Origin of the sequence: Streptomyces sp. NPDC093546 (assembly GCF_044765045.1) — a bacterium.
Classification (GTDB): Bacteria; Actinomycetota; Actinomycetes; order Streptomycetales; family Streptomycetaceae; genus Streptomyces.
Genome location: NZ_JBIWJG010000008.1, coordinates 195513 through 216749, shown reverse-complemented (window position 1 = coordinate 216749; position 21237 = coordinate 195513). Strand labels below are relative to the sequence as shown.

Below are 21237 nucleotides of genomic sequence, written 5' to 3'. Positions count from 1 at the left end.
GGCGGTTCGGGCGGTGGGCGGTTCCTTGCCGAGCGGAGAAGGAGTACGGTCGCGTGGTGATCTTGGATACCTTCACGCTCGGCGGCGACCTGCCCGTACGCCGCCTCGGCTTCGGCACCGCGCAGTTGACCGGCCCCGGTTACTGGGGACCGCGCGGTACGCGCGCGGACGCGGTCGCGGTGCTGCGCCGGGCGGTCGAGCGGGGCGTCACGCTCATCGACACCGCCGACAACTACGGCCCCGGCCTCGCCGAGGAGTTGGTGGCCGAGGCGCTGCACCCCTACCCGGCGGGCCTGGTCGTGGCGACCAAGGGCGGCGTGGTGCGCACGAGCGACAGCTCCTGGCACGTCGCGGGGCGCCCCGAGCAGCTGCGCGCGATGTGCGAAGCGAGCCTGCGCCGACTGCGTACCGAGACCATCGATTTGTACCAGCTGCACCGGCTGGACCCCGAGGTGCCGCTGGCGGACCAGCTCGGGACGCTGGACGAGCTGCGGCGGGAGGGCAAGATCCGGCACATCGGCCTCGACACGGTGACCGCGGCCCAGCTCGAGCGGGCGCTCGCGCTGGACGTGGCCCCGCTCGCCTCCGTACAGAACCGTTTCAACCTGCTCGACCGTTCCTCGCAGGACGTCCTGGAGGTGTGCGAGGCGCACGGCCTGGCGTTCCTGCCGTGGTTCCCGCTGGCCAACGGCTCCCTGCCCGGTTCCGCGGCGGCCGCCGAGCTCGACGCACTCGCCACCCGGCACGGCGCCACCCGGAGCCAACTCGCACTGGCCTGGCTCCTGCACCGCTCGCCGGTCCTCCTGCCCACCCCCGGCACCGGATCGCTCGCACACCTCGACGAGAACCTCGACGCCGCGTCCGTACGCCTGGACGCGGACGATGTGGCGCGGCTGGACGCGCTTACTGCCGGTCACGGGTCAGCTCCACCAGCTTGACGACGGTGTTCCAGTTGCGGGTGGTTCCGACGAGGCCCTTCGTCAGGGCCGGGCGGCCGAGCGCCTCGGCCAGTTTGGAGCGGCCCAGGCCCTCGGGGGCGTACAGGTAGAGGGCCCGGTCGCCGAGTCGGAACTCCTCGGGGAGGAAGGCGGCTTGGTCGAGCGCGGCGAACCGCTCCGGGTCCGCCTGCTCCGAGAAGAACGTGACGTGCAGCTGCTTGCCCTCCAGCTCGGCGGCGGGGAAGGGGCAGGCGTCGGCGACGGCGCGCAGGTACGGTCCGCCGCGGACGAGGCAGTCGACGGGGAAGCCGAAGTGCTGCTCGATGGCCCGCTCCAGCTCGGCGCGGAGGCCCTCCTCACCGGCGCCGGACTCACTGCCGAAGACGGCGTTGCCGCTCTGCAGATACGTCTGTACGTCGTCGAGCCCGAGCCCCGCGAGGACCGTGCGCAGCTCGGCCATCGGCACCTTCCGGTGGCCGCCGACATTGATGCCGCGCAGCAGGGCGGCGTACCTCGTCGTCATGGGCACACCATAGGCGGCCGCCGTGCCCCGGGGGGGAGGGCACGGCGGCCGCCGGTCAGGCGCTCCGGGGCGCTACTCGACGATCTTCAGCAGCTTGTTGGGCGTGGAGCCGGTGGGGTTGGAGATCTTGCCGGGCGTGGCTCCGTCGGTGAGGGCCTTGGCGACCTGCTCCGGGGTGGCGTCCTTGTGGCCCGCCAGGTAGACGGCGGCGGCGCCGACGACGTGGGGCGTGGCCATGGAGGTGCCGGAGATGGTCTTGGTCCCCTCGTCGCCGTCGTTCCAGGCGGAGGTGATGTCGGAGCCCGGGGCGTAGAGGTCCACGACCGCGCCGTGGTTGGAGAAGCTCGACTGCTGGTCGTCCTTGGTGGACGAGGCCACCGTGATGGCCTCCTGGACGCGGGCCGGGGAGACCTGGCCGGCGTCCTGGGACTCGTTGCCGGCGGCCACGCCGAAGGTGACGCCGGCGGCGATGGCCTTGCGGACGGCCTCGTCGAGGGCCTCGTCGGCGCCGCCGCCGAGGCTCATGTTGGCGACGGACGGGCCCTGGTGGTTCTTGGTGACCCAGTCGATGCCCGCGACGACCTGCTCGGTGGTGCCGGAGCCGTTGTCGTCGAGGACGCGTACGGCGACGATCTTCGCCTTCTTCGCGACGCCGTGCGCGGCCCCGGCTATGGTGCCGGCGACGTGGGTGCCGTGGCCGTTGCCGTCGTCGGCATCGTTGTCGTTGTCGACGGCGTCGAAGCCGGAGACGGCGCGGCCCTCGAAGTCCTTGTGGCTGACGCGCACGCCGGTGTCGATGACGTACGCGGTGACGCCCTCGCCCGCGCCGTCGGGGTAGGTGTACGCGCTGTCGCCCGCGGTGTCGGCCTGGTCGAGGCGGTCGAGGCCCCAGGACGGCGGGTTGGTCTGCGTGGCGTCGATGGTGAACTTCTTGTTCTGGACGACCTTGGCGACGGCCGGGTCGGCCGCCAGCCGCTTGGCCTCGGTCTCCGAAAGCCCGTTGGCGGAGAAGCCGTTGACGGCGGAGCTGTAGCTGCGCCGGAGCGTGCCGCCGTACTCCTCGGCGAGCTTGGCCTTGTCCGCCTTCTCGTCGAGCAGGACGATGTAGCTCCCGGCGACGGCGCCCTGGGCGCCCAGGCCGTAGACGGTGCCCTCGACGGCCGCGGCCTCGGGAGCGGCGGAGGCGGAGGCGTGCGGCGCGCTCAGGGCGGTCACTCCGGCGACGGCGGCAATGGCCGTGGCGAGCTTGAACCGGCGGGCGCGCTGATGGGTGGTCATGAAGAGGGGTCTCCTCGTCCATCATTTGTGGGGGGATTGCCCTCCGGACGGAAAATCTCCGGGGGTTGGTTCGAAACCCTGACCGATTGACGCGCCCAGATCAAGAGCTTCATACGTCTGTTACTTACTCAACAAGCCTTCGTAATGAGGAATGGGGGCAAGTAGAACGAAGCGGTCTGCTTGAATGCTTTACCACCTCCTCGACTTCACGAGACCTCCACCGAAGGTGCGCAGGCCAGAGCCCCTCCCGGCGAACTCGCCGCCGGAAAGGGAGTGTTGGGCCGAGGGGCCCCTGAGCCGGGAAGGGTCGGTCATGCCATCGGGAGCTCCGCCTCGATGAGGTCCGCCGCGCGCCAGGTGCCGCCCTCGGTGGACATCTGGCGGCGGATGGCCTCGGCGCGCTCGGCGACCCGGGGGTCGGCGACCAGATCGAGCACGGCCGTGCGCAGGGCGTCGGCCGTGGCGTCGGACATCGGGAGGTGGCGGGCGACGCCGAGGGACTCCAGCATGTCGGCGTTGCCGAACTGGTCGACGGCCTGCGGGACCGCGACCATCGGCGTGCCGGTCGCGAGGCCCTCCTGGCAGCCGCCCGCGCCCGCGTGGGTGATGAACGCGTCGGCCTGGCGCAGGATCGCCAACTGCGGCACCCAGGCACGCACTTCGACGTTGGACGGCACGTCACCGAGCTCGGCCGGATCGACGTACGCGCCGATCTGGAGGACGACGTGCCATCCGGGCAGGTCACCGAAGGCCTTGACGCATTCACGGTAGAACTCCGGCTGCTTGGTGAACGTCGAGCCCAGCGACACCAGCAGGACCTTCTCCGCGTCGGCCGGCCGCCGCCAGTCGCCCTGTTCGGCGCGGTCGCCCTGGCAGGCGCCGACGAAGGTGAACACGGACTCGTCGACCCGGTCCGCGTGGGGCTGCAGCGCCTTGGGGATGAGGACGACCGCCTTCCGGGGCCGAGATATCAGCCGGTCGGGGTGGGCGTCGACACCGTTCTCGGCGAGCCAGGCCTCGAAGCGGGCGTAGTACGCCTTGCCGCGCTCGGACGCCTTGAGGTCCGCGAACATCGGCTCGGCTACCTCCTCCTCGTACCCCTCCCAGGGGACGAGGTTCGGCCACAGGGCCACGGCGGGCACGCCCCACCGGTGGGCGAGCACGGGTGCGGGGTAGGAGGTGATGTCGTGGAGGACGAGGTCCGGTTCGTCGCCCCCGAACGCCGCGGCGAGCTGCGGGAGGGCGTGGACGGCGTCGTTCAGGAACGGCTCGATGTTGTCGATCAGTTCCGTCCCCCACGCCTCCGGGTCGTCGTCCGTCGGCAGGGTCGAGGTGTAGACGACCGGCTCGGCGCCGGTGGCGGCGACCTTGTCCGCGAAGGAGGCGGGGATCGCGTAGCTGACGCGGTGACCGCGGGCGACGAGCTCGCGAATGACGTCGAGGCTGGGGTTCACGTGGCCGTGGGCGGCGATGGAGAACATGGCGATATGGGCGCGGGCGACTGAGGTCATGCTCACACCCTAGACAAGACGAGACGTCTCGTGCAATCTCATCCCCGGACGGCCTACCTCTGGTAGCGCGCCAACACCCTGTTCCCGTCCCGCACCAGGCGTTCCTCCAGCTCCTCGGCGTCGATCGCACCGCTGTAGTACTCCTGGAACGCGGGCGTGGCGACCTTGTCCTTCCACTCCGGATACCCCCGCACCGACTGCGCCGGAGCCGGACGCAGGTGCTCCGCCAGCGCCACGCCGGTCGCCCAGCCGTCCTTCGCGGTGTGCAGCGACGGGTCCCCGAGCGCTTCCGTACCGGTCGGCAGCATCCAGTCGCCGCGCGCCAGGCGCACCATGTTGCGGGGTTGCAGCAGGAAGTCGATGAAGCGCGCGGCCTCCTTCTTGTACGGGCTGTCCTCGGCGATCGACAGGGTCTGCGGGCTGACCCCCTGCGCGAGCCCCTCCTCCCCCGCCGGTGCGGGCAGCACCATCCACTCGAAGCCCTCGGGTGCCTGCTGGGCGATCTGCTGGCGGTACGAGAAGCCGAGCGGCACCATCGCGTATCGGCCGCCGAAGAAGCCGGGCAGGGTGTCGGAGCCGCCCATGCCGAGGGTCGAGCGGGGCGCGGTGCGGTCGGCGGCGATCTGGTCGCGGACGGTGCCGGGCATGACGGCGTCGCCGTCGGTGAAGCGGATGCGGACCTTGCCGTCGTCCTCGCGGTGGAAGAGGCGGCCGCCCGCCGACAGGCCCAGGTTGAGGGAGACGGAGACGGGCTCCTTGAGCGGCCAGGCGACGGCGTACCGGCCCTCTCCCATCGTCGCCGTCAGGTCGCGGGCGACCTGGCGGAACTCCTCCCAGCTCCACGGCTTCGCGGGCGTGGGGATCCGGACACCCGACGCCTCCAGGAGCTTCTTGTTCGCCATGATCACGCGCGGCTCCTGGAGGAACGGCACGCCGTAGACACCGCCGCCGAACGTGGTCGTCTCCCAGCTGCGCTCGGGTATGTCCGCCGTCAGCCGGGCGGGCAGCAGACCGCGCAGATCCGCGAGGTAGCCGCCGTACGCGAAGTCGGCGAGGTCGTCGGAGGCGTCGTGGATGACGTCGGGCGCCTCGCCGCCCTCGAAGGAGGTGAGGAGCTGGTCGTGGACGCTGTCCCAGCTGCCCTGGACGTACCGCACCTGGACGTCGGGGTGAGCGGCGTTCCACTCCGCGACCAGTTGTTTGTTGGTCTCGACGGACTCCTGCTGCCAGGCGAGGGACTGGAAGCGCAGCACGATGGGCCCGGTCGTGCGCTCGTCTCCGCCGCCGGAGCAGCCGGTCAGCAGCAGCACAAGCGCGGCGAGGATGCCGATGACGGTCCGTCGGGGACTCATCATGACTTCACCGCCCCGGTCAGCATGCCGCTCGTGATCCGTTTCTGGATGAGCGCGAACACGACCAGCGAGGGGAGCGTGGCGAGGAACGCGGCCGCGGCGAGCGGGCCGAGGTCGGCGACGCCCTCCGCGCCGAGGAAGTGGGTGAGGACGACCGGCAAGGTCTGCTTCTCCGGGGTCTTGAGCAGGACGAGCGCGAAGAAGAACTCGTTCCACGCGGTGATGAAGGCGAAGAGCGCGGTGGCGACGACGCCGGGCGCCAGCAGCGGCGTGGTGACCGAGACGAGCGTACGGAGCCGGCCCGCCCCGTCGACGGCCGCGGCCTCCTCCAGCTCGGCCGGCACGGCTCGTACGTAACCGGCCAGCATCCACAGCGCGAACGGCAGCGACCACACGACGTACACCATGACCAGCCCGGGCAGCGTGTTGATCAGATGCAGGTTCTTCAGCACCAGGAAGAGCGGAATGATCACCAGGACAAACGGGAACGCCTGGCTGACCACGACCCATCCGGTGGCGGCGGCCGAGAGTCTGCCTCGTTGCCGCGCCATGACATAGGCCATGGGCGTGGCGAGGGCGACCGTGATCAGAGCGGCGCCGAGCGCCGCCGTGAGGCTGTTGGCGGCGGCCTGGAGCAGGGGCTGCTCGCCGAAGGCCTGCCGGAAGTTGCCGAGGGTGGGGTCCTCGGGGATCCAGGTGGGATGCAGGGAGCCGAGCTCGCGGGCGGGCTTGAAGGCGGTGGAGACCAGCCAGAGGAAGGGGAAGGCGAGGAAGACCAGGTACGCGAGGAGGGCGGCGTACTGCCCGGCCCGGGCGGCCCGCCGAGAGGGCCGGCGGACCGGGCCGACCCCGGGGGCCGGCCCGGTCCGGCCGACCGCGCCGCGGGCGCCGAGGCCCGCGCGTGCACCCTTCACCGCTCCTCGCCTCCCCTCAGCCGCCCCACGAGATACAGGGCCAGGAGTACGGAGATGACGGCGACCATCACGCAGCCCATCGCCGCCGCGTAGCCGAACTGCCCGTACCGGAACGCCTCTTCGTAGGCGAAGAGCATCGGCAGCCGGGTACGGCCGCCGGGGCCGCCGCTGGTCAGGACGTACACCAGGGCGAAGGAGTTGAAGTTCCAGATGAAATTGAGCGCGGTGACGGCGAGGGCGACGGGCCTGAGCGCGGGCCAGGTGACGGTGCGGAAGCGGCGCCACGCGCCCGCGCCGTCGAGCGCCGCCGCCTCGTGGAGTTCGCGCGGGGTGTTCTGGAGCCCGGCGAGCAGCGCGACCGTCGTCTGCGGCATGCCCGCCCAGACGCCGACGACGATCACGGCGGGCAGCGCGGTGGCCAGGCCCGTGAGCCAGGCGCGGCCGTCGCCGAGGCCCAGGTCGCGCAGGATTTCGTTGAGGACCCCGGCGTCCGGGTGGTAGACCAGCCGCCACATGATGCCGACGACCACCTCGGGCATGGCCCAGGGGACGATGGCGAGCGCCCGCGCCAGCCAGCGGAAGCGGAGATTCTGGTTCAGCAGCAGGGCCAGCCCCAGGGCGAGGACGAACTGCGGGACGGTGACGCCCAGCGCCCAGAGCAGGCCGATGCGGAACGACTCCCAGAAGAGCGTGTCGTGCAGCAGGTCCTGGAAATTGAGGCTGCCGACCCAGCGGGTGGCCTGGGTGCGCCCGGACTGGGCGTCCGTGAAGGCCAGCGCGATGCCGTAGAGCAGCGGACCGACGCTGAGCACCAGGATGGGGATCAGCGCGGGCAGAACCAGGAACCAGGCCCCGTGGTCCAGCGGCCGACGCCGCGGCGGTCGGCGCTCCGACCGACGTGGGGGTCTGCCCGTTTGCCCACCGGACCGCTCCGTCGCGGTCGCCAATGTCACGGAATCGCCCCCTTTGTGAAGGTGACCCAGCCTTGCGTCATCGTCCTGAGGGGCCGTCGGTTCGTCAAGCGGGCCTGCGCGGATGCGAGACTGTGCCGTTCGAGAACGGATCCGAACGGATACCCACGGATACGGCCGTGTACAGGAGGGACGCCATGGACGAGGCGCGGGCGCGCGAGGTCCTGGCCGCCGCCGGAGTGGAGCCGGGGGCGGCGCTGCTGGCGCTGGGCGAGAACGCGGTCTTCGCCGCCGGTGACCTGGTGGTCAAGGTGGGCCGAGGAGCCGAGCTGCTGGAGCGGGCCGAGCGGGAGGTGGCCGTCGCCTCCTGGCTCGAGCAGTCCGGCGTCCCGGCCGTACGGGCCGCCGAGCCGAAGCCCCGGCTGGTGGACGGCCACCCGGTGACCGTCTGGCACCGGCTGCCGGACGCCGTGCGCCCGGCCGAGCCCCGGGACCTCGCGCCGCTGCTGCGCCGCGTCCACGCCCTTCCCGAACCGGCGTTCGGGTTGCCGCGCCGCGACCTGCTGGGCGGGGTCGAGCGCTGGCTGCGCCTGGCGGGTGACGCGATCGACCCGGCGGACGCGGACTACCTGCGGGAGCGGCGCGACGGTTTCGCCGCGGCGGCGGCCGCACTGACCCCGTACCTGACGCCGGGCCCCGTCCACGGTGACGCGCTCACCCGCAACGTCCACGTCGGCCCGGACGGTCCGGTCCTGGTCGACCTGGAGACCTTCTCCTCCGACCTGCGGGAGCACGATCTGGTGGTGCTCGCCCTCTCCCTGGACCGGTACGGGCTCGACCCGGCGGCGTACGACGCCTTCACCGCGGCGTACGGCTGGGACGTGCGCGAGTGGGAGGGCTGTGCCGTGCTGCGCGGCGCGCGGGAGACGGCGAGCTGCGCCTGGGTCGCCCAGCACGCCCCCGCCAACCCGAAGGCGCTCGCGGAGTTCTGCCGCCGGGTGGCGTCGCTGCGGGACGGCGACCGCGGGGTGCGCTGGTACCCCTTCTGACATGATGGTGATCAACTCCCTTCCCTGACCGGAGGCTTGCATGCGGGTGGAACTCGGCGAGGTGGCGCTGGAAGTGCAGGACAGCGGGGCGGGGACGGGTGACGACCGCGCCCCCGTCCTGCTCGTGCACGGCTTCCCGGACACCCATGACCTCTGGCGCCACCAGGTGGCCGCGCTGAACGCCGCCGGCTACCGCACGATCGCCCCCGACCTGCGCGGCTTCGGCGCCTCCGACCGGCCGGAGGGCATCGAGGCGTACGCCCCGCACCGCTTCACGGCCGATCTGGTGGAGTTGCTCGGCCGGCTGGACGTCGACCGCTTCCACCTGGTCGGGCACGACTGGGGCTCCGGCATCGCGCAGGGGCTGGCCGGGACGGTCCCGGACCGGGTGGCGAGCCTGTCCCTGCTGTCGGTGGGGAACCTGGGCGGGATGCTGTCGGCCGGCTGGGAGCAGCTGGCCCGTTCCTGGTACATGCTGCTGTTCCGCATGGAGGGGCTCGCCGAGGAGTGGCTGTCCCGCGACGACTTCGCGAACCTCCGCGAGATGCTCGCCGAGCACCCCGACCGCGACGAGAGGGTCGAAGCGCTGCGTGAGCCGGGCGCGCTGACCGCCGCACTGGCGCTGTACCGCACGGGCCTGCCGCCCGAGGTGCTGTTCGGTCCGCCGCTGGAGCTGCCGCCGCTCCCGGGCCCGGTCCTGGGCGTGTGGAGCACGGGCGACCGGTTCCTCACCGAGCAGTCGATGACCGGCACGGAGAAGTACGTGGACGGCTCCTGGCGGTACGAGCGGGTCGAGGGCGCCGGCCACTGGCTCCAGCTGGACGCCCCGGAGCGTCAACACACTGCTGCTCGACTTCCTGGCCGAGCAGGACTCCCCGGAGCGCTGACGCGCCCTCAGCCCGCCGTGGACGCGGCAGCCGACACGGTCCCGGGCGCGGCCGCCGGCGCCAGGTCGCGCAGCGGCCACGCCGGGTCTATGACGGCGTCGGCCGTGCCCTTGCGGCGCAGGAAGCTCTGGAAGTCGGCGGCCCACTCCGCGTACCAGCGGATCTGCCGCTCGTGCAGCTCCGCCGCCGTCAGCGCCCCGACGGACGCGTGCCGCTCCGCTATCGCGCAGGCCACGAGCACGGCCGCCAGCGCGTCGGCGGCCGCCTCGTGCGCGCCGTCCAGCACGACGCCGTACTCCCCGCACACCGCCTCCAGGTTCCGCTTGCCGCGGCGGTAGCGGTCGACGGCGCGGTCGATGGTGTACGGGTCGACGACCGGGCCGATCGGCGCGCCGCCCAGCCGTTCGGCCAGGCCCGGCAGCCCGTGCCGCCGCAACTCGGCCGTGAGCAGCGTCAGGTCGAAGGCGGCGTTGTACGCCACGACCGGCACGCCGCGCGACCAGTAGCCGGCGAGGGTGTCGGCGAGCTCGTCGGCGACCTCGCGGGCGGGGCGGCCCTCGGCCGCGGCGCGCTCGCTGCTGATGCCGTGGATCGCCGAGGCCTGCGCGGGGATGAGGATGCCGGGATCCGCCAGCCACTCCCGGCGCACCACCGTCTCCCCGCCCCGTACCTCCACGACCGCGGCCGTCACGATGCGCGCTTCGAGCGGCTCCGTGCCCGTCGTCTCCAGGTCGAAGCCGACCAGCGTCTCCCCGTGCCAGCCCATGCTGAACCTCCTTGTGGTGCGGTGGTGCGCCCCCGTGCGGTGCACTCCCCCCGTTGGGTCTTGGTTTTCACCTTCGCACGCACCACTGACAATCGGCCCGGGGGCCGGCACCGAAGGAGCTGGGCACCGCCGGTCAGGAGACGGGGCGCGAGTCGGCCCACACCGACTCGAACTCCTCGCGGTACGTCTCGAACAGGCCGTGGTCCGGCTCGGTTCCCGAGGTGACGACGGGCCGCCGGCCGCCGCGCAGCACCAGCACCGGCGCCTCCATGCCCCGGGCCCGGCGCAGGTACGACTGGATGACGCCGACGCCGTCCGGGCCGTCGCCGTCGACCAGGTACGCGGTGAAGCGGGGCGTTTCGTCGAAGACCTGGATCTCGAAGGCGCCGGGGTCGCGGAGCCTGGAGCGGACGCGCCGCATGTGGAGGATGTTCATCTCCACCGAGCGACTCAATTCGCCCTTTTTGATCCCCAATTCCCTTTCACGCCGTTTGACGGCGCTGCTGGCCGGGTTGAGGAAGAGCAGCCGTATCCGGCAGCCCGACTCGGCGAGCCGCACCAGCCGCCGCCCGGAGAAGTTCTGCACCAGCAGGTTGAGGCCTATGCCGATGGCGTCGAGGCGCCGCGCCCCGCCGAAGAGGTCCTCCGCCGGCAGCTGCCGCTGGAGCCGCACCCGGTCGGGGTGGACCGAGACGACGTCCGCGTACCGGTCGCCGACGAGGTCCTCCACCGCGTCGACCGGCAGGCGGTGCGCGGACGGCACGCCCGCGCCGCCGCCCAGGATCTCCAGCAGCCGGGCGGAGGCGCGCTCGGACTGGTCGAGCACGGTGCGCGACAGCGCCCGGTTGCGGGAGACCACGTTGCGCGTGACCTCCAGCTCGTCGAGGGCGAGCTCCACCTCGCGGCGGTCGTCGAAGTACGGCTCGAAGCAGGGCCAGTGCTGGACCATCAGCTCGCGCAGCTGCGGCAGCGTGAGGAAGCTGAGGACGTTGTCGTCGGCGGGGTCCAGGAGGTAGCCCTTGCGGCGGGAGACCTCGCGCACGGCGACGGCGCGCTGCACCCACTCCTGCCCGGCGGGCCCGGCCGCGGCCACCACCCACTCCTCGCCGTGGACCGGCTCGTAGATGGGCCGCAGCACGGCGGCCACCACGGCACGCAGCCGCTGTTCGACGAGATTCAGCCAGATGTACGCGCGTCCGGCCCGCTGGGCGCGCGTACGCACCTCGTTCCAGGCCTCCGCGTCCCAGTCCAGCTCCGCACCGATCTCCATCGGCCGGGCGAGTGAGACCGCGCCGGGCGGGACATCAGCGGGGTCAGTGGAGTCCCCCTCGTGACCTGAGTCACCTGGGGGCAGCTCCAACCCTCCCGAGCTCACCCGCGCACCGCCTTCAGCTCTCCGGACACCCGTCTCCAACGATCAAGGAAGGGTACTCCGGGAGCGGGAGCCGGTGCAGCCGGATGCACAGGGTCTTTTGCCAACCTCCCCTTCGGAAGCGGCCGTTCCGGGCTCCCGGAGCGGACGGAGTGAGCGGATTCATAATGGTCGCGTCCGCGCCCGGCCCCCGCCCGGCGGCCCGGAGGGCCCCCATGAACCGGCCGTGCGCCGCTCAGCGCTCCGGGCGACATCCCGGAACGCGAGGTTGACCCGGTCGACCGCACCCCTCCCGCCACACCGACCCCGGGCGCACCGGACACGGGCACCGCAGTCCTAGGCGCTCGCTCCACTTTCGTGGAGGATCTGGCTCGAACAGTCCCCAGAACCCGGATCAGAAGTGGAAGAGTCTTATCTATGCAGGTCTGGCCGGGACAGGCGTATCCCCTCGGCGCCACGTACGACGGCGCCGGAACCAACTTCGCGGTCTTCTCCGAGGCCGCCGACCGAGTCGAGCTGTGCCTTCTGCACGACGACGGCTCAGAGACCGCGGTGGAGCTGCGCGAAACCGACGCGTTCGTACGGCACGCGTACCTGCCCGGCGTGATGCCGGGCCAGCGGTACGGGTTCCGGGTCCACGGACCGTACGCGCCGGAGCGCGGACAGCGCTGCAACTCCGCGAAACTGCTCCTCGACCCGTACGCGCGGGCGGTCGCCGGCGCCATCGACTGGGGTGAGGCGGTGTACGGCTACCACTTCGGCAGGCCGGACTCCCGCAACGACCTCGACTCGGCGCCGCACATGATGGCGTCGGTCGTGGTCAACCCGTACTTCGACTGGGGCGACGACCGTCCACCGCGTACCGACTACCACCGCACGGTGATCTACGAGGCCCATGTGAAGGGCCTGACGATGCTCCATCCGGCGCTCCCGGAGGAGCTGCGCGGTACGTACGCGGGGCTCGCGCACCCCGCCGTGATCGAGCACCTGACCGAACTGGGGGTGACGGCGCTCGAATTGATGCCGGTCCACCAGTTCGTCAACGACCACCGGCTGGTGGACTCCGGGCTCGCGAACTACTGGGGCTACAACACCATCGGATTCTTCGCCCCGCACAACACCTACGCCTCCTGGGGCGACCGGGGCCAGCAGGTGCTGGAGTTCAAGTCGGCGGTGCGCGCGCTGCACCAGGCGGGCATCGAGGTCATCCTGGACGTGGTCTACAACCACACCGCGGAGGGCAACCACCTGGGCCCGACCCTCTCCTTCCGGGGCCTGGACAACGCCTCGTACTACCGCCTCGCCGACAATCCCCGGTACTACATGGACACCACCGGCACCGGGAACTCGCTGCTGATGCGCTCGCCGCACGTGCTCCAGCTGATCATGGACTCGCTGCGGTACTGGGTGACGGAGATGCACGTCGACGGCTTCCGCTTCGACCTGGCGGCCACCCTGGCCCGCCAGTTCCACGAGGTGGACCGGCTGTCGTCGTTCTTCGACCTGGTGCAGCAGGACCCCGTGGTCAGCCAGGTGAAGCTGATCGCCGAGCCGTGGGACGTCGGGGAGGGCGGCTACCAGGTGGGCAACTTCCCGCCCCTGTGGACCGAGTGGAACGGCAAGTACCGGGACACCGTACGGGACCTGTGGCGGGGGGAGCCGCGCACGCTCGCGGAGTTCGCGTCGCGGCTCACCGGGTCGTCGGACCTGTACCAGGATGACGGCCGGCGCCCGCTGGCCTCGGTGAACTTCGTGACCTGCCACGACGGCTTCACACTGCGTGACCTGGTCTCGTACAACGACAAGCACAACGAGGCGAACGGCGAGGGCAACCGGGACGGCGAGAGCTACAACCGCTCCTGGAACTGCGGCGTGGAGGGAGGCACCGACGACGAGGGCGTGCGCGAGCTGCGCATGCGCCAGATGCGCAACTTCATCGCCACCCTGATGCTGTCGCAGGGCGTGCCGATGCTGAGCCACGGCGACGAGTTCGGGCGTACGCAGGGCGGCAACAACAACGCCTACTGCCAGGACAACGAGATCGCCTGGGTGCACTGGCCCGAACCGGGGTCCGGAGAGGAGCCCGAGCCGGACGGGGAGGAGGCCAGGTCGCTGCTGGAGTTCACCCGTTCGATGGTGTGGCTGCGGCGCGACCACCCGGTCTTCCGGCGGCGCCGGTTCTTCCACGGGCGGCCGGTGGAGGGCACGCACGACGAGCTGTCGGACATCGTCTGGTTCACCCCTGAGGGTGAGGAGATGGGGGTACGCGACTGGCAGGCGGCGCACGCGAAGGCGTTGTCGGTGTTCCTGAACGGCAGTGCGATCTCCGAGCCGGGCCCGCGCGGGGAGCGGATCGCGGACGACTCCTTCCTGCTGATGTTCAACGCGAGCGCCGAGGATCTGGAGTTCGTCGTTCCGGTGAACCACGGGCGCCAGTGGCAGGTGGTCGTGGACACCGCCGTCCCGGAGGGCGTCGAGCCGGGCCAGGGCGCCAAGGTGGCCGCGGGCGACCGGCTGACGCTGATCGGCCGCAGCCTGACGGTCCTGCGCCGGCCGGCCTAGACGGTTTGCGTGACGCCCAACGCGGGGGCGGGGGCAGGGGTACGGGGCCGGGCGCGGACCGTCCAGGACAGCGCCGCGCAGGCCACCGCCCCGGCCGCCGCCACCGCGAAGGCGGCCGCCGGGCCGTAGGTGTCCGCGAGCCGGCCGGACAGGGCCAGCGCCAGGGCCTGGCCGCCGACGATGCCGCTGGTCAGGAAGGCCATGCACTCGGCGAGCCGGCCGGGCGGGACGATCCGCTCCGTGAGGCCGAAGACGGTGATCAGGTGCGGCGCGTACGCGACGCCCAGGACGACCACCGCGGCGTACAGCGACCACAGGGCGTCCACGAAGAGCAGCGGCACGGACAGCGCCACCAGGGCGAGGGTGGCCGCCCGCCAGCGTGCGGTCAGGCCGATGCGGGAGGGGACGGCGGCCATCGCGAGCCCGGCGGCCGCGCTCATGACGCCCATCGCGGCGTAGACGAGCCCCGCCTGGGCGGGCTGCCCGAGCTTCTCGGTAAGGGCCGTGATGCCCGCCTGGGAGGCGCCGAACATGGCGCCCTGGAGGACCATCGTCACGCGCAGCGCGTGCGTGGCGCCCGGCAGCTTCGTACGGTCCCGTGCCGTCCGGTCCCGTCCGACGCTGGCGGCGTCGGGCCCCGCCTTCGTCGCCGTCGGGTGCAGCGCGAACGCCGTACCGCACACCGCGAGCAGCCCCGACGCGACCAGCAGCGCCGCCGCCGGGTGCGCGAGGGCCGCGGCGAGACCCACCAGGGCGGGCCCCAGCACGAACGACACCTCGTCCACCGTGCCCTCGAAGGACAGCACCGCGCCGACCGTCCGGTCGTCGGCCCCCGCCCGCCGGGCCAGCGCCACCGAACGGGTCCTGGCCAGCGGCCCCACCTGGGGCACCGTCGCCCCGGCGAGCGCCCCGAGCACCACCAGCCAGCCGGTCGCGGCCTGTGCCAGGGCGGCGGCCACCAGCGCGGCGACGGCCAGGGCGTTGGCGAGGGAGGCGACAAGCACCACGCCCCGCTGGCCGTGCCGGTCGGCGGCGCGGCCCAGCAGGGGCCCGGCGACCGTCTGCCCGGCGGCCAGCGCCCCGCCCGCGAGCCCGGCGGTGGTCAGGGAGCCGCTCGTCTCGGCGACCAGGAGGAGGCTGCCGAGCTGGCACATGGCGGTGGGCAGCCGGCCGAGGAAGGAGACCACCGGGAGCACGGGCCCTATGAGGGCGATGACGTCGCGATACATCCGAAACATCACGCGAACGTAACGTAGCGTCAGACGTAAATCGCATGGGGTGATGACACAGAAGCCTCCCAAGCGGGTACGTACGTTCGCATGACGCCCAACTCGACCTATCGGCTCCAGATCCAGCCGGAGTTCCCCTTTTCCGCCGCCGGGGAAGCGGTGCCGTACCTCGCCTCCCTGGGGGTGTCACACCTGCATCTGTCGCCCGTCCTGGAAGCCGTCCCCGGGTCGGCGCACGGTTACGACGTCACCGACCACAGCCGGGTGCGGGAGGAGCTGGGCGGCGAGGACGGGTTGCGCGCCCTCGCCCGGACCGCACGCGCGCACGGGATGGGCCTGGTGGTGGACCTGGTGCCGAACCACATGGCCGCCGTGCCGCGCCACAACCGCGCCCTGTGGGAGGTCCTGAGGGAGGGTCCGCAGTCGCCGTACGCCCGCTGGTTCGACATCGACTGGGCGGCGGGCGGTGGCAAGGTGCTGCTGCCGGTGCTGGGCGGGCGGATCGGCGACGAGCTGGGCCGCCTGCGGGTCGCCGGCGGGTCGCTGCGCTACTACGACCAGGAGTTCCCGCTGCGCGCCGGTACGGAAGGGATGCCGCTTCCCGAACTGCTGGACGCCCAGTGGTACCGGCTCGGCTGGTGGCGGCTGGCCCGCACGGAGCTGAACTACCGGCGGTTCTTCACCATCTCGGACCTGATCGGGGTGCGGGTCGAGGAGCCGGAGGTGTTCGCCGCGACCCACGCCAAGATCGTGGAGCTGGTGCGGGACGGGGTGATCGAGGGGCTGCGGATCGACCATCCGGACGGGCTGGCCGATCCGCGCGCATACCTGAGCGAGCTGCGGGAGGCGACGGGCGGGGCGTGCTGGACGGTGGTGGAGAAGATCCTCACCGGCGAGGAGCGGCTGCCCGCGGGGTGGCCGGTCGCGGGCACCACCGGCTATGACGCGCTGTACCGGATCGACGGCCTCTTCGTCGACGGGGCGGGCGAGGAGGAACTGGCCGGGCTGTACCGGCGGTACGCGCACCCGGCCGGGGACCGGGGCGGCGACTGGGAGGCGACGGCGCGGCGCGCCGCGTACAAGGTGGTGACGCACGCGCTCGCCTCGGAGGTGGCCTTCCTGACGCGGACGGCCGCCCGGATCTGCGCCGCCGAGCCGTCCCTGCGCGACCACGCGCCGTGGGCGCTGCGGGCGGCCGTCCGGGAGCTGCTGATCCGGGTGCCGGTCTACCGGCCGTACGGGACCGGCGCGAAGGACGTCCTCACGGCCGACGCGGCCCGCGAGGCGAAGGCGACGTTCACGGTCCCGGAGGAGGCGGCCGCGGTCGACGTCGTACGGGACCTGGCGCTCGGCCGGCTGGGGGACGGCCCGGACCACCGGGCGTTCCTGGTGCGGTTCGCGCAGACGTCGTCGGCGCTGCGGGCGAAGTCCGTCGAGGACACGGCCTTCTACCGGTACACGCCCCTGGTGTCGGCGAACGAGGTGGGCGGGGAGCCGGGCCGGCCCGCCGTGAGCCCGGAGGCGTTTCACGCGTACTGCGCGCGGCTGGCCCGCGACTGGCCGGCCACCGGCACCGCGCTGTCGACGCACGACACCAAGCGCAGCGCGGACGTGCGGGCGCGGATCGCGGTGCTGTCCCAGTGCCCGCAGCGGTGGGAGAAGCTGCTGGACGACGTGGCGGGGCGGACGGCGGCGCCCGCGCCGGACGGGCAGGTCGCGTGGGTGGCGTGGCAGACGGCGTTCGGGCTCGGACGGGCCGAGCCGGAGCGGCTGGGGCAGGCCCTGGTGAAGTCCGTGCGGGAGGCGGGGCTGCACACCAGCTGGACGGAGTCCGACCCGGCGTACGAGCGGGCCGTGGCCGACTTCGCGGCGGCCGGGCCCGCCGGTCCGCCGCAGTACCTGGCCGGGGAGCTGGCGCGTGAACTGGAGCCGTACGTACGGGCCAACGTGCTGGGGGCCGCGCTGCTGCACCTGACCATGCCGGGCGTGCCGGACGTGTACCAGGGCACCGAGCGGGAGTACCTGGCGCTGGTCGACCCCGACAACCGGGCCCCGTTCCGGGCAGGCCCGCCCGACGAGAAGACGGCTCTCACGCGGGCGGCGCTCGGGCTGCGGCGGCGCCGTCCGGACGCCTTCGGCGCGTCGGGGACGTACGAGCCATTGATCGCGACGGGTCCGGCGGCGGCTCACTGCGTGGCCTTCTGTCGGGGCGGGGAGGCGGTCACGGCGGTGACCCGGCTGGCGCTGCGGCTCGCGGAGGCGGGCGGTTGGGGCGACACCGCGCTGAGGCTGCCGGACGGGGTCTGGTACGACGCGCTGGACGGGCGGGAGTTCGGCGGCGGCGCGGTGCCCCTGGCGGAGTTGTTCGCCGCGCGGCCGGTGGCGCTGCTGACGAGGGAGCGCGGGTCGGCGGACTGACCGCGGCCGCGGGTCAGCGGGCCGAACGCGCGGTGAGCCGGAAGCTCATCTGTCCGAACGACACCAGGTCGCCGGCGCGGACGACGACCGTGCCGGTGACGCGACGGCCGTTGACGGTGGTGCCGTTGGTGGAACCGAGGTCGCGCAGCAACCAGTGGTCGCCCTGCATGCTCAGTTCGGCGTGCGCGCGGGAGACCGTCTCGTGGCTGAGCCGCAGGCCGTTGGCGGGGTCGCGGCCGATGCGCAGGGGGTACGGGCCGGGTTCGGGGAGCAGCAGCTTCGGCAGCCGCTCCGCCTGCCACGCCCGCCCCAGCCGTACGGTGAAGGCGGACATCCGCTCGACGACGCCGAACACCCGCTTCGCCCAGCGGCCTTCGGTGCGCAGGTCGGCGGTGAGCGCGGCCAGCTGGTCGGGGCGCTGGGCGACGAGGGCGAGCTCCATGCGGTGCAGGAAGGTGTCGTGCGACAGCTTGCCCTGAGCGGCGCCCTCGCGGAGCATCCCGAGCACACGGTCCCGTTCGGCGTCCGACAGCCGGGCGGAATACGTGTGGAACTCGGAATGCGACGTCACATGTGTGATTGTCGGTCCGGTCGGCCCGGGGTGTCCAGACAGAACCCCGTTGTCAGACGCCCTTGGTACGGTCTTGATACGTGATCCCTCCGAAAGACCGCGGGGGACTCCAGGGGGAAGAAGAGCACATGAGCGATCTGACCGTACGCGCTCTCGGCGCGGACGAGGCGCGGCTGTTCCACACGCTGCGGGACCCCGGGTTGGTGGGCCGGGTCATCACCGGTGTCGACTACCGCACGGTGGCGGAGGGCGGCGACTACCGCCCGGAGTGGACCTGGGTCGCCGAGCGCGACGGCGAGGTGGTCGCCCGCGCCGCCTGGTGGGGCGGGCCGGACGACACCGAGCCCATGCTGCTCAACTGGTTCGACTTCGCCGACGGCGAGGACGAGGCCGGCGCCGAACTGCTGCGCCGCGCCGCACACCGGACCGAGTACGAGCTGATCCTGCCGGCCGGGTGGCGCGAGCAGCCCGACGTGCGGGCGGCGGGTGAGGCACGCATAGCGGCCGCCCAGGCGGCGGGGATGCGGCTGCTCGTCGAGCGGTTCCGGTACCACTGGACGCCGGAGTGCGGGCTCCCGGAGCGGCCCGGCCGGCTGGAGTTCCGGCCGGAGCCGGACGACGACGTGATATTCGAGATCCTGCGCCGGGTCCACTCCGTCACGCTGGACGCGCACGCGCTCCACGCCATCGCCAAGGGCGGCCCGGACGCGGCCGCGCAGGAGGAGCTGGACTTCTTCCGCTGGTGGCCGTCGCCGCGCGAATGGTGGCAGGTGGCGTACACGCCGGACGGCGAGGTCGTCGGCCTCCAGATACCCGCGCGCAACACCGCCGGTCCGATCGTCGGCTTCATCGGCGTCGTACCGGAGCAGCGCGGGCACGGGTACGCGTACGACCTGCTGGTCGAGTGCACGCACTTCCTGGCCGAGCGGGGCGCGCGGTTCATCGCCGGGGCGACCGACCAGGGCAACTTCCCCATGGCGAAGCACTTCGCCCGGGCCAACCACCCCGTCGTGCAGGAACGCGTGCACCTGGTGTGACCGACGGCCGCCGCGGGCCCGCGGCGCGGCTCGCGACGCGGCTCGCGCGTTCGGCCAAGTGTCGTGCTTCCGGTTCTCGATCTTGCCAGGATGGAGGCATCGGGGGATTCGACGACAAGGGGATCGCCAGTGCTGTTCGAGGTGTGGGCGCCGCAGGCGGAGGAACGGGTCGAGCTCCAGCTGGAGGGTGCCCGGCACCCCATGGCGCGCGATGCGCGGCGGGACGGCTGGTGGGTGGCCGAGGCGGAGGCCGGTGAGGGCGCGCGGTACGGCTTCGCGCTGGACGGCGGGCCCGTCCTGCCGGATCCACGCTCGCGCCGCCAGCCGGACGGCCCCGACGGGCTGAGCGCGGTGGTCGACCACGCGGGGTTCGAGTGGCGGCACGGCTCGCCCTCGCGCGGGCTGCGCGGCGCCGTGCTGTACGAGCTGCACGTCGGCACCTACACCCGCGAGGGCACCCTCGACGCGGCGGCCGCGCGGCTGGACCACCTCGTCGACCTGGGCGTCACCCACGTGGAGCTGATGCCGCTGTGCCCCTTCCCCGGCCGGCACGGCTGGGGCTACGAAGGGGTGTCGCTGTGGGCGGTGCACGAGCCCTACGGCGGCCCCGAGGCGCTGAAGCGCTTCGTCGACTCGGCCCACGGCCTGGGACTCGGCGTGGTCCTGGACGTGGTCCACAACCACCTGGGCCCGTCCGGCAATTACCTCCCCGCCTTCGGTCCGTACTTCACCGACACCCACCACACCCCGTGGGGCGCGGCGGTGAACCTGGACGCGCCGGGGTCGGACGAGGTCCGCGCCTATCTGCTGGGCAGCGCGCTCGCCTGGCTGCGGGACTACCGCGTCGACGGGCTGCGGCTGGACGCGGTGCACGCGCTCGCCGACACGCGGGCGCTGCCGTTCCTGGAGGAGCTGTCGGCGGCGGTCGACGAGCTCGCCGCCGAGCAGGGCCGTGAGCTGTTCCTGATCGCCGAGTCGGACCAGGCCGACCCGCGCACGACGAGGCCGCGCGAGGAGGGCGGCCTCGGGCTGCACGCCCAGTGGAACGACGACTTCCACCACGCCCTGCACACCACGCTCACCGGCGAGTCCCAGGGCTACTACGCCGACTTCGCCCGCGCCCCGCTCGCCGGGCTCGCCAAGACGCTCCAGCACGTCTTCTTCCACGACGGCACCTACTCCACCTTCCGGGGCCGCACGCACGGCCGGCCCGTCGGCCGCGAGACGACGCCCGCGCACCGGTTCCTCGGCTACGCCCAGACCCATGACCAGATCGGCAACCGGGCCACGGGCGACCGGCTTTCGGCGTCCTGCTCCCCCGGGCTGCTCGCGTGCGCGGCGGCGCTGGTGCTGACCGGGCCGTTCACGCCGATGCTCTTCATGGGCGAGGAGTGGGGCGCGGGCACGCCGTGGCAGTTCTTCACCGACCACACGGACCCGGAGCTGGCCGAGGCCGTACGGCGCGGACGCAGGCGGGAGTTCGCGGCGCACGGCTGGGCCGAGGAGGACGTTCCGGATCCGCAGGACCCGGCCACGCGGGACCGGTCCTGCCTGGACTGGGCGGAGCGCGAGCGCGAGCCGCACGCGCGGCTGCTGGCCTGGCACCGGGAGCTGATCGCGCTGCGGGCGGCCCAGCCCGACCTGACCGACCCGGACCTGGCGGCGATCCGCGTCTCCTACGACGAGTCGGCGCGCTGGCTGGCGTACCGGCGCGGGCTCCTGCGCGTGGTCGTCAACCTCGCGAAGGAGCCCGCGCAGGTGCCGCTGGGGGCGCCCGCGCGGGTGCTGGCGGCCTGGGAGCCGGTCGGGGACCCGGACGGCGAGGGGGTGGTGCGCCTGCCGCCGGAGTCCTGTGTGGTCCTCACGGACGTGACCGACCACTGAGCGCGGTCACTGAGCGCGGCCACGGAGGGCGGGCC

At 72.8% G+C, this 21237-nt stretch carries 16 protein-coding genes and 1 pseudogene; 7 read left to right on the top strand and 10 right to left on the bottom strand.

The genetic code is table 11. The annotated features are described in order from the left end of the window. Positions 1-53: 53 nt before the first annotated feature. Positions 54-938, top strand: coding sequence for an aldo/keto reductase (locus ACIRNI_RS19985; RefSeq protein ID WP_403552712.1), 885 nt, complete (start codon positions 54-56; stop codon positions 936-938). Here ACIRNI_RS19985 and ACIRNI_RS19980 read toward each other — a convergent pair. The 6 genes from ACIRNI_RS19980 to ACIRNI_RS19955 form a co-directional block, all read right to left on the bottom strand. After that, entirely contained in the window at positions 904-1461 is a 558-nt protein-coding gene (locus ACIRNI_RS19980) for a DUF1697 domain-containing protein (protein ID WP_403552711.1), read from the bottom strand. The two genes, ACIRNI_RS19985 and ACIRNI_RS19980, sit on opposite strands and share 35 nt — an antisense overlap. Positions 1462-1533: 72 nt before the next feature. Next, positions 1534-2739 (bottom strand): S8 family peptidase, encoded by a 1206-nt coding sequence (locus ACIRNI_RS19975; RefSeq protein ID WP_403552709.1) that lies wholly within the window; start codon positions 2737-2739, stop codon positions 1534-1536. 311 nt (positions 2740-3050) lie between these two features. Further along, the gene (gene mgt, locus ACIRNI_RS19970; RefSeq protein ID WP_403552707.1) at positions 3051-4250 is read right to left on the bottom strand and encodes a macrolide-inactivating glycosyltransferase; all 1200 of its coding nucleotides are present in this window, start codon (positions 4248-4250) and stop codon (positions 3051-3053) included. Between the two features lie 53 nt (positions 4251-4303). Next, positions 4304-5605, bottom strand: coding sequence for an ABC transporter substrate-binding protein (locus ACIRNI_RS19965; protein ID WP_403552705.1), 1302 nt, complete (start codon positions 5603-5605; stop codon positions 4304-4306). Continuing rightward, positions 5602-6381: a carbohydrate ABC transporter permease gene (locus tag ACIRNI_RS19960; RefSeq protein WP_403552860.1), complete on the bottom strand. Its 780-nt coding sequence runs from the start codon at positions 6379-6381 to the stop codon at positions 5602-5604. The genes ACIRNI_RS19965 and ACIRNI_RS19960 overlap by 4 nt, the downstream gene beginning before the upstream one ends. Before the next feature lie 131 nt (positions 6382-6512). Continuing rightward, a complete protein-coding gene (locus ACIRNI_RS19955) occupies positions 6513-7469 on the bottom strand; it encodes a carbohydrate ABC transporter permease (RefSeq protein WP_403552703.1) in 957 nt (318 codons plus the stop codon). A gap of 155 nt (positions 7470-7624) precedes the next feature. Here ACIRNI_RS19955 and ACIRNI_RS19950 point away from each other — a divergent pair, with 155 nt between their 5' ends. After that, positions 7625-8476: a phosphotransferase enzyme family protein gene (locus ACIRNI_RS19950; RefSeq protein WP_403552858.1), complete on the top strand. Its 852-nt coding sequence runs from the start codon at positions 7625-7627 to the stop codon at positions 8474-8476. A gap of 40 nt (positions 8477-8516) precedes the next feature. Further along, positions 8517-9251 (top strand): annotated as a pseudogene (locus tag ACIRNI_RS19945) (alpha/beta fold hydrolase); the annotation flags it as partial. Positions 9252-9370: 119 nt separating this feature from the next. Here ACIRNI_RS19945 and ACIRNI_RS19940 read toward each other — a convergent pair. Further along, on the bottom strand, positions 9371-10129 hold the full coding sequence (locus ACIRNI_RS19940) for a 3'-5' exonuclease (protein ID WP_403552701.1): 759 nt from the start codon (positions 10127-10129) through the stop codon (positions 9371-9373). 133 nt (positions 10130-10262) lie between these two features. After that, positions 10263-11504, bottom strand: coding sequence for an SAV2148 family HEPN domain-containing protein (locus tag ACIRNI_RS19935; protein WP_403552699.1), 1242 nt, complete (start codon positions 11502-11504; stop codon positions 10263-10265). 414 nt (positions 11505-11918) lie between these two features. Between ACIRNI_RS19935 and glgX the strand changes: the two genes are divergently transcribed. Next, positions 11919-14063, top strand: a complete 2145-nt coding sequence (glgX, locus tag ACIRNI_RS19930) for a glycogen debranching protein GlgX (RefSeq protein WP_403552698.1) — start codon at positions 11919-11921, stop codon at positions 14061-14063. Here the strand turns inward: glgX and ACIRNI_RS19925 are convergent. Further along, complete coding sequence (locus tag ACIRNI_RS19925) at positions 14060-15292, bottom strand: MFS transporter (RefSeq protein ID WP_403552856.1); 1233 nt, start codon at positions 15290-15292, stop codon at positions 14060-14062. The genes glgX and ACIRNI_RS19925 overlap by 4 nt on opposite strands. Positions 15293-15382: 90 nt before the next feature. Between ACIRNI_RS19925 and treY the strand changes: the two genes are divergently transcribed. Beyond that, a complete protein-coding gene (gene treY / locus ACIRNI_RS19920) occupies positions 15383-17710 on the top strand; it encodes a malto-oligosyltrehalose synthase (protein WP_403552697.1) in 2328 nt (775 codons plus the stop codon). 13 nt (positions 17711-17723) lie between these two features. Here treY and ACIRNI_RS19915 read toward each other — a convergent pair whose 3' ends face one another. Next, entirely contained in the window at positions 17724-18281 is a 558-nt protein-coding gene (locus ACIRNI_RS19915; protein WP_403552696.1) for an FHA domain-containing protein, read from the bottom strand. A gap of 128 nt (positions 18282-18409) precedes the next feature. Between ACIRNI_RS19915 and ACIRNI_RS19910 the strand changes: the two genes are divergently transcribed. Further along, complete coding sequence (locus ACIRNI_RS19910; protein ID WP_403552695.1) at positions 18410-19318, top strand: GNAT family N-acetyltransferase; 909 nt, start codon at positions 18410-18412, stop codon at positions 19316-19318. Between the two features lie 129 nt (positions 19319-19447). Continuing rightward, the gene (treZ, locus tag ACIRNI_RS19905; RefSeq protein ID WP_403552694.1) at positions 19448-21202 is read left to right on the top strand and encodes a malto-oligosyltrehalose trehalohydrolase; all 1755 of its coding nucleotides are present in this window, start codon (positions 19448-19450) and stop codon (positions 21200-21202) included. The last annotated feature ends 35 nt before the right edge of the window (positions 21203-21237 follow it).